At 45.6% G+C, this 13,716-nt stretch carries 3 protein-coding genes; all 3 read right to left on the bottom strand.

All coding sequences use genetic code 11. The features are described from left to right. Positions 1–185: 185 nt before the first annotated feature. A complete protein-coding gene (locus CHI14_RS02590) occupies positions 186–3,701 on the bottom strand; it encodes an S-layer homology domain-containing protein (RefSeq protein WP_095286869.1) in 3,516 nt (1,171 codons plus the stop codon). After that, positions 3,698–5,803 carry a GLUG motif-containing protein gene (locus tag CHI14_RS02585; protein ID WP_095286868.1) on the bottom strand — a complete coding sequence of 702 codons (2,106 nt, stop codon included), beginning with the start codon at positions 5,801–5,803 and terminating at the stop codon, positions 3,698–3,700. The genes CHI14_RS02590 and CHI14_RS02585 overlap by 4 nt, the downstream gene beginning before the upstream one ends. Positions 5,804–6,313: 510 nt before the next feature. Continuing rightward, entirely contained in the window at positions 6,314–13,630 is a 7,317-nt protein-coding gene (locus tag CHI14_RS02580; RefSeq protein ID WP_170947995.1) for a DUF5695 domain-containing protein, read from the bottom strand. Positions 13,631–13,716 lie beyond the last annotated feature (86 nt).

Here is a 13,716-nt window from a genome sequence, read left to right as displayed (position 1 = left end):
TGATAAATATGTTTCAACGTTAACCTGCCTACTTATCTAACCTGTAATTCAAACATGTTCTTTCTCTCGACATGATTAACAGACAAATGGGAGATATTTTACCTACCACTGCAAACTTAACTGGCTTAATGTAAATAGTAAAAAGGCTTGGGCAGTTTTCACCCAAGCCTTTCTCATTTCTTCTTTTATAAGGATTCTAGCAGCTCTTTAATCTCTGAATGCAAATTTAGCGTGTTGAGGATGATCTGAAGAGCTTCAGTCCGAGTAGCCTTACCTTTAGGATCAAACACCCCCATTTCCTTACCTTCAATGATACCAATCTCAGCAGCCTTTTTAATTTCCTTAGCTGCATAGGATACCTCAATATCATTAAATTCTACAGAAGATGAGTTGCTCTTAACCAAACTCATGTTGACGACACGAGACAAAATGACTACCATCTCTTGACGTGAGATTGTATGGTTTGGTCTAAACGTATCATCCCCATATCCCTTCAATACACCTGCAGAAGTTAATTTACGAATATTGTCTGATCCCCAATATCCATTTAGATCGTTCAAGTGTTCAGCATTTGTTCCTGCTGTTACTACAAAGATTCGATCGATTAGTGCAGCAAACTCGCCGCGTGTAATACTATTGTTTGGTTTTGATGTACCATCTTCGTAACCTTTCAATACACCTAATTTAGAGAAGATCGTAAGTGTTTTTTCACCCCAATGGCCTTGAATATCCATCAAACTGGATATCTCTTCTGGATGTGTAGTATACATTTGGACCATTGAACTGATGTTGGACACCACATTACTGTCTGCCTCTACTACTTCAGGTCTAAATATATCATTATTATTTGACGCTGGACTCGTGGAGCCTGGATCTTCTGTTACTGGTATTGTAGGAACAGGAGTACTTGGGTTCGTATTCCCGCTATTCGTACTACCACCACTGCTGTTTCCACCTGTGTTCCCAGGATTGGTTGGAGTTGTTGCTACCTGCCGAGTTATCGTTAATGTATAAGTCTTCGTTAAACCACCTTGGGTCGTGACTACAACAGTTACGGTGTTTTTACCTATACTAAGTTCCACTGGTTTTGTAATACCAGAGTTCACTATCTGCCCATCAATCGTCAAGGTTGCATGTGTATCTTCAAGCGTAGCAGTGATAGGTAAAGTCGACACATCATTGTTGACAGTTATACTGTAGTTTTCTTCTGCTGATGAGAAAGATGGAGTGAGATTTTTTGTACCTGCCTTAAGCTCAGTTAGATAATTGGATACAACATATATGGTACGTGTTTTTTCTTGAGCAGCGCGGTTCTCAGAATCAGAAACGTTATACTTGATTTGGTATGTTCCATATTCTGACTCTGCCTCGGTACGCGTTACGGTCACATTCTCAGTGAGATCTTGACCTTCCACATTTGCTGCACTATATCCAGGTTCAATGAACTGCTGACCTTTGAGCAGATATATTGTTGTGTCTCCAGATAGACTAATGGACGGAGCAAGATCCTTAATCTCAAAAGCCACTTGAGCTGTTGCACTATAAAACCCATCTGTAACGGTATACTTGAACCTAGCTAAACCTGTAAACTCAGGTTCAGGAATGAATTCAATATAACCTTCTTTAATGGAAGCTGTTCCACCCACTAGTTCACTTACATTAGTAATGGTAAGGGTTTGTGTATCCAGTTCGTTTGGACTTCCAACGGAATCATTACCTGTTAGATCTGTAAATAGTATGGTGACCTTATCTTTCCCTTTCGGTATAGAAGGCAGGACATCATCTGTAGCGATAGGCAAATGATTGTCTTCTGGAGCAGGTGGAGCAGAGATCGTGACCTTGATAGGACGACTGGTTGCTGTTGAAGTCTTATTACCTGTTTGACTATCGTCTGTATTCGTTACAGTGACGTAATAATATGATGTACTAGGTTGTTCGGTCGAAACAGTGTAGTTATCTTGAGTTGCCCCGAAAATCGGAGTTCCCTCAACGGTACTATTTGAATCATTTTCATACCACTGATAGCTGAGCACTCCAGTCCCGTCAACATGCACCATTAGGTTGACTGGATCATTAACATTGACGTTTTGATCATTAGACTCCAGAAGAATAAGTGGAGCTGGTGCGTTGCTAAGTTCATTAACGACTACTTTTGCAACACGGGTAGTCACGCTAGATGCATTCATTCCCGTTTTTGAAGAGTCAATGTTGGTGACTACTACGTAGTAGTATGTCGTTCCAAGTTCAAATGTGGGGACTGCGAGCGAGCTACCCGTTTCACCGGTTAGAGCCATCCCACCTGTAACGGAAGAATCTTCGCTTTGGTACCACTGATAACTTACTGAACCGCTTCCTATCGCATCTACTTTCAATACTACAGGCTCATTGATGCTTACCGTTTGATCCGTCGGCTCTGTAATAAGCGTTGGTGCCTCTGCATCTGTCAAATCATCAACCGTTACCTTGGCGATTGAGCTCGTCTGTGTTGCCACATTCAGCCCTGTTTTGGTGCTATCCGTATTGGTTACCACGGCGAAGTAATACGTAGTTCCAGCCATCATTGTCGGTACTGTAAGCGTGTTACTTGTCTCACCTACCAGCATTGTTGCACCATCTGTAGTGTTTGTATCATTGCTGTACCACTGGTAACTCACCGTACCACTTGCATTCGCTGAGATGTTTAATTCTGCCGAATCACCTACATTTACTGTCCGGTCTATTGGTTGTGCGGTTATTGACGGTGCCTCAGCATTGGTGATTGCTTCGTTGATGGTCACTTTACCATCAATAACCGTTTTCTTCATTTCTTCCACTTGCACATTGGTAAAAGTAAGATGTCCAGGATCCTCTTGATTGCTTACTGTAATAGGCACATCGCCTGCGGCAGCATTCTCTTTAATCTTAAAAGAGATTTTGAACAAAGTGTCCCCTTCTTTTAAAGCATGATCACCACCCTCTGCATCAACCCAGCAAACCTTTAACCAGCCTTCCAGGTCGTTCTGTAAAGTGGAGAACGTATCTCCAGACATTCCTGTGACTTTCTCGATCGCAAGAGCATTGGAATCATAATCAAGCTGCATCCCATAAGCTGCGGCTGATCCATTAGCTTTGAGAATGGAAACTGGCACTTCAACGGTCTCACCCGGTGCTCCAGTTACCGTGCCAACTTTAACATGAATAACTTCTTGAACGATTACACTCCCCGAAGATAGCGATGCAAAATCGGTCCGAGTTTCACCCTCATTGGAGTATTTAGCAGATTCAATCTGTATATTAGCTTCTCCCGATCCCGCATTTTCTTTTATCTTAAATTGAATATCAAATACTTCTTGCTTACTTGAGATGAAGTAATTATCACCGAAGTAGGCTGAAGAAACAATAATCCGTCCCAATGAACTATCATCTGTAGTAAATTGTAGAGCTCCCGCTTTATCTGTTACGTTAACAAGTTCAAGACGGTTTGCATCGTAATTCAAATTAGTATCATATGCGATCAAATCTTCATCACCAGGATCTACCGTTACACTGACTGTAACCATATCGCCAGGAGCATAAGAAGTTTCGTCCACCTCAACTGCTAACGAAGGGGTAGTTAAAGCAGCAGCTTCAACAACAGATTGGAAAGGAACGAGAAGTAGGCATAAGATCGTAAATAACGAAACTACTTTATTTAACGCGCTACCGTGAAGGCGTTGTATCATTTTCCTGTTCCTCCTAGGTAAATCGCCATGATCATTTGTACATCCACATTATTCAAAATCCCGTTATTGTCCATGTCTAACGCTTTGAATTGATCAGCTGTCAAGTTAATCTTTCCTTTCATATGTTGCGTAACCATCAAGGCATCGGCGGGAGTGATTATGCCATCACCGTTTGCGTCTCCTTTTAGTATCTGTTTAGCATTCACCGTTTGCTTAACCGTGAAGGTAGTATCGGCCATGTGATCTGCACTAACGGTAACTGTTCCACTGTACGTTCCAGATGGCAAATTATCTTTCGCCCTTACTGTAAACGAAGTCGCTGGCGTTCCGTCATCCAGCGCTGTTACGGATGGCCCAGTGATTACGAAATGACTAGCTTGATCTCCACTTATTAACACAGTTACATTCGTTAAATCTCCTGTACCTGTACGGGTAATGGGAATCGTCTTCGTTTCTTGAGTACCAGGTAAGTATCCTTCTAATAAGTTCGAAAGTGTTTCATCTTCGATTGAGCTGATCTTATAGGTCAATGCAGCCCACTGTGCATAAAGTTTCACTTCAGCCGTGCCCATGATGAAGGTATCTGCACCTTTGTATACACCGCCATTACCTAGTGCATCGGTACTCCAACCCATAAATCGATAACCTTCACGCTCCATATTCCCTGTATTATCTAATACAGTGACAACATGACCTTCCGGGTAACGATTACTGTCGACAGGAACAGTGCCCATCGTTCCTCCATTACTAACATATAAGACGGAGTAGGACTTCACATATGGACGAAGTCGCGGATAATCGTCACCTTCATTAATCGTCCATATCGAATTAAAGTCCCAATCAACAAAGGTAGCTTTGCTTTTCATCTCTGCTGTAGACTTCGGTTCGCCCTTTCCAGTGTCGGATTGATTAGCTACTTCTGTGTCGTAGTAACTGTTCGTGATGATCCCGTAGCCTTCGGTACCCAACAGTCCGCCATTATTACTTCCGGTTGTTGGCACTTGAACAGCTGCATAACTATTCACTATATCGCCTTGATAAAAACTACCTACCAAACCACCAAATAGCGTGCTATTCGCGTTTCCTGATATTTGTCCAGTGGCGTAACTATTTAAAATTTTCCCAAAGTCAGATCGACCGACTAATCCACCAATTTGAGGAAAACTTCCTCCTTCAGAAGTGATATTTCCCGTGGCATAACTCTGCTGGATATTTCCGCCTCCAGAGCCAATAAGACCACCGAGGTTTGTCCCTTCTATTGAAAACACATTGCCTGTTGCATAACTGTACTCTATAAGGTTCGAATTACTTCCACCAATCAAACCGCCAAGAGAAGAGCTATTCAGATTGGTTCCTCGTATATCACCGCTAGCATGGCTGTTCGTGACACCGCCGCCCCAGTCGATATAACCAATTAAACCTCCAAGATTGCCGCCAGTACCTGTAACGTTACCGCTGGCAGAGTTATCTGACATGGCTGTCCAGCTGCTGTATTTACCGATTAAACCGCCCAAGCTCTGGTATCCGTCAACCGTTACGTTAGCCGAACTCCCATTAACCACAGCTGAGGAGTAAGCCACTTCCCCTACCAGCCCTCCGGCTTGACGATATCCTTTTACTGTGCCGCTTGCACTGCTATTTTCTATTTTCCCAAAATTGATTCTACCTACTAAACTACCAACATAATCATATCCAACTATATTTACTCCAGTTAGATGGACATTGCGAATTTGAGCAGATTCAACATATCCAAATAAGCCGACATCGGATAGATAAGAACGATTAATGGTTAATCCACTGATCGTATGACCATCTCCATCTAATCCACCGCTAAAAACAGCACTTTTTGTTCCAATTGGTGTCCAATCGGAATAGCTTGATAGATCAATATCTTTACCCAGTTTATAGTAAGATCTCATCGATTTACGTATATCATTGAGTTGTGTAGCCGTTGTGATGATATAAGGGTCTGATGCTGTACCGGAACCTGAAGATGCAGCCTCCACTTCACTAGACAACCACACGAAGGAAGAAAGCATTACACCCACTACAAGTACAACAGTAAGAAAAATGGATATTTTTCTCGTGATTTTTCTAATCATTTATATTGCTCTCCTCTTTGCTCTTCATTTACCACACAAAATTGGTATCCTTTTGTAAGATACCCGAGCCACCTCCGCTCAAATTGCTGACTACATGCTAGAACGAAAACCTGATTTTTACCATCTGTTAACATTCCATCCCATGTTTATCGGTAGTAAAGTCAGTTAATATGAGCACATATTATATATTTCAATAATAAAGTTTATACAGTTTTTTATGGTCTTAATATGTAGTTAGCTTCTATCACGCAGATGCTTTTTGAAAGTCAGGGATAGAAGAGATTCTTGAATGTGAATTACCACCTTTCGCATTTGATAGTGAACAGTGGTGGGAAAATAATACGATGCACCAATCCACAAGCTAATTCTTGGTTAATCACTGGAAAGTTGAAAGAGTAAGTTTGTAAAACAGGTTACCTTCGTCCGCTAAGGCATCATGCTTGAAGCATTCCCTAAAAAAGAAACCGACCTTGGTCCTGCATAAAACAGGATCAAGGTCGGTTTCTTTAATTATAATTGCAAGAAAATCTTATACAGAACCTGAGCAGCTTCTGCTCTGGTTGTCGTTCCTCCAGGACTCAAGGTGACATTGCTTCGCCCGTTTATGAAACCCATTTTAACCATTGCAGCCATGTCATCAACTGCATACTTTGCTACATTTGCCGCATCTGTAAATCTCTTGAGATCCTCAGCTGTACCGCTCTGCTCGGATTTGCCCACTGCCCGCAAAGCCCGCATGGTCAGCACAGCCAAATCTTGTCTGGCAATTTCCGTTTCCGGATAGAAGCTGCCGTTCGTGCCCAGGGCGATCCCGAGTGCTTTGGCGATTCCGATTTCCTCATAATAGCGGTCTGTTCGCTTCATATCACTGAAGGTGGTGTTGAACTCTGCTTTGAGATCCAGTGTCCTTACCAACCAAGCTAGATACTCACCTCTTGTGACCTTTTGCCCGGGACTAAAGCTTGTTGCCGATGTCCCGTCGATGAATCCTTTGGATGCCATTGTTTCAACCGCTGATGCGTACCACGAATCCTTGATGACATCATTGAAGAACTTCTTCGTATAAACAACTGCATATTGACCTGTATTTGCCGCTGGAAAAACCATGGCTTGTAGAGCACTGTCGTATTTGCCGTTCAGTAGCTGAACAAATGTACTGTTCGCAGCCACGTACGAAACTGTAAGGTATTTGGAATTGGCCAATTCTTCAACATCAGGAGTATAAGGCAGTCTGATTTCAGCCGGTGCATTCAAGGTTGCCATTTCTTCTCCATCTAATTGAACAGCGAATGCAATAACAGGTCTGCTGGCTATCACTGATTTTACATCTGAATGAAGCTTTACAGTATCTAGCCGGCTCAGTGACAGTTCCACATTTTTGGCACCTGATACATACTTCAGCAAATTAGAAGGTACTGCAACGGCTCCAAATTCCGTATTAATCCCGATCTTGATGTTGGCATGCGCTGCGGTTAGTGCAGCTGCAGGAAGCTCAACCGCATAGGAATGGGCTCCCTCTGCTTTCGGAATGTCCACCATGATTGTTTTAATATTACTGCTATTCGCCTTTACATGCTCCAGAGCCTTATTAAGGTCTTCCTGCCGGATGGGTGCTCCTTTAGCTTTACCGGTTTTGGTATCCGTCTTTGGTGCCACAATCTTAATCCAATTCCCTTCGACTTTGATGTTTTCAGGAGACGGTGAAGGTGTGGTCACTGACACAGGTGCATCCGTTGACGGGGGTGTTTCCGTCGGCTTCGGATCGATGACTGGATTGCTGATAACGACAGTAAGGGATTGGCTCGCAAAATGAGTTGCCGTTTCTTTATATCTTACTTCGTAGATTCCGTTACCAAGACCTATAACCTCTGTGCCTGTGATCGCATTCCAGCTGCCAGCGTCCACTCCCACATGCCGGTATTCCATTGCTGGACTTACACCAATGATCTTACCATCCTTGGCCCCGGCTGCACTGACATTTACAGATTTGACCTCTGCACTGGACGGCGGACTTTGCTCCTGCTTGGTTCCGTCAGGCACAACGATCAGGATCGCAGGACTTGGATTGTTCAAATCCGTTCCGGCGTACCGGAGCTCGTAGCTGCCCGCCTCGAGGCCTTCAATGCTGGTTCCACTAACCGGCATGTAACCACCTTGATCCGCCTTTCGGTACTCCATATCGGCAGTCACATTTTCAATTCTGCCATCATTCCCGCCTGCCGCTGTAGGCGGTGTAATGACGAGTCCTTCCGCTGTGGGTGCCTCTCTGTCTGCCTTGGCTTCATTGCGAATGTCCACGGTTACCGGCGGACTTGCCTTTAGGCTGTCTGTGGCCGCATACCGGATCTGATAGCTGCCAGGCTCCAGATCGTTGATACTTGAACCTGTAACAGGTGTGTAGTCCTCTTCGCCCAGCTTCCGGTATTCCATCGTATCATTCAAACCCTCAATTGTGCCTTTTATGTTGGTGTCCGAATTGGCGTGTGAGATCACCCACCCACTCGCATCGGGTGCAGCCTGCTCCTGTGTCTGCCCTTCCGGAATAACGACTTCCTTATCCAGGCTGGCGCTCAGCGAACCGGTCTTCATATATCGGACATAATATTTACCGGCGGTGAGACCTGTGACCTCAATTCCTGCAATTGCAGTATATTCTTCTTCGCCTTCCTTCTTATACTCCATTTCTGTTGTCACACCAATCAGTTTGCCGTCATCTCCATGGAGTACGGACGGTGCCACCCCGGCTGGTGTTACTGGAGCCTCTCGATCTTGAGTGGATCCGGCCTGGAGAACTTCCCATTCCCAAAGGCCAACACCGTTATCTCCTGCCTGTGATTGCTTGGTCAGGGTTACTCGCACTGCCTTTACATTCAGCACCGAGTCAAACGTGTAAGGATTGGAGGATTCCGCCGGAGTATGTTCAACCACTTTGATTCCCTCCGAAACCGTTCCCGCTGTTACCCATTCATCAGTTGCACTATCTGCCGGGATGTAGGAATACACAATTTGGGTAGGCGGCTTGATTCCGCCGGCATCTGACCACAACACCAGATTCGAACTCCGGATGGTGGCACCCTGCGGCCATTCATATTGCACCCACTCCTCTGCGCCTTCATGACCCCAGGTTCCCCAATGTGAAATGTTGTTGCCATCTTTCTTTCCGTCGTTTACTGCAGCCAGACTCTCCCAAGGAGAGGTATAGCTGGAAGAAGCATTTGCGACGAAGGCCATATTGCCGTCTCTCGGACTGAGCAGACGCAAATCCATCAGCAGCTTCTCGAGCGCCAGGGCAATTTCCTCGTCTGTGGCATTCATATTCTTGATCACAGCAGATGCTTCTGTCTTCGCCGCTTCGATTGGCGCAAGACCTGGATCTGCAAGGTTCGAAGCATTTAATGTATTTACATAGTTATAGACCTTGATCAGTTCTGTCTTATCTACCGCTCCGGTATAGCCGTATACCTTCCATTCCAGAATACCGCTGCCATTAACGGAAGGCTTCATGTCCATACGAACACCTGTAATATAGGCGGGCTCAAAGGTAGTTGTATTGTATTTATTAAGTTCATTGCCCAATCCCTTTATGTCCCGCGGGGTATACCATTTCCCATCTTCGCCGCGAAGCATAAGCTGCATATCCTTCGGACGGAAGTTCCCGCCGTTGTCTTGAAATACATATACATCCATGGATGAGGCCAGGAATGGATGATCCCATTCATACGTCACCCATGCAGGATCTCCTTCTCTACCCCAGTTATGCCATGCACTGTTGGGGGCACCTCGGTTCGGAGAGAAATCTGCCGAGCTTTTAGGTTCAATGCCGTTATTCATCGCTTCCGGATAACCGTCGCCACCAGAGAAGCTAGCGGAAGCCTTGGCTGTCAGCGCCGCATTTTGCAGCTCAGAATTCACGACATGTACGGTAGCCCATACCTCCAAAGCACTACCATCGACCGTTCCTCTGGCTTCAAATTGGCCTACACTAGCATAGCTGCTTGGATCAATAGCATCCCAAGTGATTTCCTGCTCTAGATACCCTTCCTCTGACAGAATATAGATTTGTCTAGGAAGTTCTGGTTCAATATCCTTCTTGGTCACTACGCTTAGTGCCCGGTAAACGTCAACGGTATCTTCCTTGATCTCTATCGTTATATCCTTGCTGGCCTTCTTATCTCCGTCTGCCGCACTGAAGGTAAACGTGTAGGTGCCTGCCATGCTTACGCGCGCATAGGCTGCTGCTTTGTCACCATCCACAAAGGAAATGTCCGCTGAACCTTCAGGCTTTTGCTTAACTCCCCAAGTGTACTTCAACTGGGGTTCTTCTGCCTCGCTATGCACAGGGTCAGGAATGGCCTCCCCGGACAATACTACGATACTGTTATTGGTAACATCCTGAACCGCTGTTACTTGGCCAATTGCTGGGGGTTGTTTATCCGGCGGTGAAACCAGTTCGAAGATGACCTGGCTTGAGCCAGTCAGTTGTCCATCACTTGCGCTAAGCTTAACTGTATATGAGCCTGCTTTGGTACCCGTAGCCTGTGTAATGCTTGCTTTCGGATGAGTAAAGGTTAGCTTGCCGCCTTCCGGGGCACTGACCACTTCCCATTGATAAGACAGCGTCCCTTTCGGCGCGCCATCATCGGTTACAATCCCATTCAGCATAAATGGAATCAACGCCTGTGAATGTTGTGTCGCCAGCTCAACAGTAATTTGCGGAGCTTCATTTTCACCGCTGGCTGACTTTTCAATGATCAATTCAGCACGCTGCACGCTACCCATCTGAAACATGGCAACGCCTTCATTGTTCTGAACATAGAACTGTCCGGCAGCTGCACCATTCAGCTTCATGGTATAGTAGCCATTCTCCAGTCCCACTCCATCGAACAAAATCCGTGAAGTATGCTCTTTCCCTGATGGATTCAGGAGCTGAAGTGTAAAACCCTTACCATCTTTTTGAATTTGCGCGCTTTCTATTTTATCGCTTTCCAGCTCCATATAGATTTTCTCATCAATCAGATTGATCCGCTTGCCGAAACCGTCTTTCGGCGTAATGTTGTAACTGTTTCCTTCGTCAGTCACCAGCGCTCCATAACCGAACAGCCCGAATATCGGATCTGTAACAATATCGGAGCTGATACTGAGAAGGGAACCATAGAGGCCTTCTTCCGATTCGCCCGAAAAATCATTCCAGCCGTTACTCATGACGCGTGATCCGCCATCGTATACGTCCTTCGTGCCTGTGCCTCCTTTATACATCGAATATCTCCAAGAGGTGCTGCCAACTGAATTAGCCGAAATCTGTCCCATATTGACGGCGTTAAAGTTCGAAATCTTCGCGGCATAATTGCGCTGCTGTGCAATTGCCTTCTGCTCCACCGATCTGCCATCATTCTCATACCTAAGCCAGTCATCCATAATGTATCCTGCTAAAGACGCAGTATATTGGAAATTCCACCAGCCTTCACCGCCGCGGAATACGGGCACGGAATAATGGAACCAGGTAGGCTGAATCCCACGCATGGCACGTGTTTTCCAATCGGCCATTTCCATACTTTTCTCAGCTGCACCTGTAAGCGCGTCTGCTGGATAGTACGTGCGCAGAGCCTTCGCTGCGGCATAGGCCCCTTCTTCGCCAGTATTGTCATATTCAAATTCCGACCCGTAAGGATAAGTGGCTCTAGTCATATTGCGTCCCTTGTCGAGGGCGAACTTTTTCTGCAGATTGGCTGACTCGGTCTGCATCCCCTCTTCCTTCAGTGCTTCAATCATATCCGGGATTTGCTGCTCGCCATAGAATCCGATGGCCCCGGTGGAAACGCGCTTATAGTAGATGTTATAAGCTTTCTCCAGATAAAACTGAGGCGATTCCCGGTACTCAATCAGATTAGGATAAGCCTTCTGAATCCGGTACATGTTGAAAAATCCGGTAGCTTCCATGATTTCGGAGAACGTACGTGTATAAGGCTTATCCTTGTCGGTGTACGCTCCAGAATCTTTCAGCCAGTTCGCAACGATGTAGCTATCCTGAGTATTCTTCATGTATCGTTCCCACATGAAGTCGATCAGGTATGTCTCGATAGAGCGAATTTCATCGGGACTTGGAGCCAGATAGTTCTTCATCGTCATGAAGTTGATGTTGTCATGGCTCCAGTCATCTCCCCAATGGCTCGTATTGAGATCGATGCCACTTGTAAGATACCAGTCGAAATAGTTACCATAAGTTGGACTCTCCGGATTCTTATCCTGTGTTTGCTGGACCATGAATTCGGAATGGGCATCCGAGATTGCATCCAGCTCGGCCAGAACATTGAATTCAAATTGAGTGAATTTATCCACCCATTCGTTGCCGTCCTTCAGCTTATATTCGATACGCACGCTGTTATTGCCGATCGAATCAAACTGAAGCGAATAGATATGATGCTGTTCACCATTTACGATCTTGGTCTCCACAAACTCAACCGACTCGTTGTAGCCAGGATTCCCGTCAGGCAGTCCACGTCCGGCCCGTGAGTTGTCAACCATTTCCTTTCTGCTCTTCCCAGGCTTGATATCCGGAATATGCGCTTCGTCAAACGGATCATTCTCTGCCACATTTTGAATATCGATGGATTGTACATCAACGATACGGTCGTCATAGTGCAGGTCTAGCTTGACAGGCATATTGATTGCTGTCTGGAAGCCTGGCACCGCTACGGCATCTATCATACCTGATTTATATAGGATGGACCGGAGATTGGCTTCACGGTCTTCCATCGAGGTCGAACTGTTATTTGGGCTTTGGGCACTTTCCTGCGGCGTGTTGTCTCCTCCACGGACTGCTGAGAATTTAAACTTATACGTCTTGGACTCATCCGGTCCTAGGACGAGGCTAGAAGCATCAGTGAAGTATCCGCGTCCCGTTTTCTGGATTTCTTTGGAGTGGATATAGAGCACGTTCAGCCCCGGATACCAGCCGCCACTGTCTCCTGTCCAGTTTTTAAAGGTGTCTGCAGCACGTCGCTCTCCTGCTTCATGCATCCAATAATCCACATACTCGATTCGAGCGCCGCTTTCCGGCACCGGAGTGAAGAGCATGAAGTTTCCCTCACCACTGGTGCGGATAGCATAAGAATATCCACTGTCAGCACCTGCGAAATTATGCACCGTCACACGGTCATCATAGGTATCGGATAAGGTCTGATATTTGTTGTTCCAAGGCATCGGCAAGCCGATATCCCCGAATTCGATATACTGATTACTTTTGTTCTTCACCGTAATTTCCCAAAGCATTGAACCGTCCTCGGTCTCCATATCAAAAACGGATTTCACATCGAAGCCCTTCATCACCCGCTGGTCTGTAGAGTCCAGATTCTGTCCAATAAAGTTGACTTCTACCTTCTTGCCGTCTGCTGATGCTGTCTTGTTGATGTAGGGGTTATCCGGATTAATGGTTGAATATTGTGTAGATCCCCCGGCAGCCAATGTTTTATTGGTATCAACTTCTACAAAGCCGTCCCTGTTGTCAGGGAATTGTCCATTGGCACCCGTACGGTAAGAGAAGATCATTTCCCCCATCCATTGGTGCTGGGTACCATTCTGCGGCGATGTGGTGTTAGGCAGGACGAAATTAATTGGCTCCCCCTGCTTATTGGTAGGATTGTTGTTGATATAGAGCTCCTCAATCTGACCTAAGTCGCCGACTTTGGCCGACAGGCTGGCATTGGAGATACCGGTCTTTACTGCAGCCGTCGCGGCCCCAGGCAAAGTGCTAACCTGCAGCGGCAGACTTGAAAATGCCAGGAGCAGCGCGATCATAAGCGGCTTCCACTTCTTCGAAATCATTGTCATTATAACCTCCTGTATATATGTGATCATATCCATTAGGGGTTTAATTCTCTTAAACCGGTAAGTACAGTTTCTTCTACGAAATACCT

Source organism: Paenibacillus sp. 7516 (assembly GCF_002272715.1).
GTDB classification, from domain to species: Bacteria; Bacillota; Bacilli; order Paenibacillales; family Paenibacillaceae; genus Paenibacillus; species Paenibacillus illinoisensis_A.
This window is presented reverse-complemented; position numbering and strand designations above follow the sequence as displayed.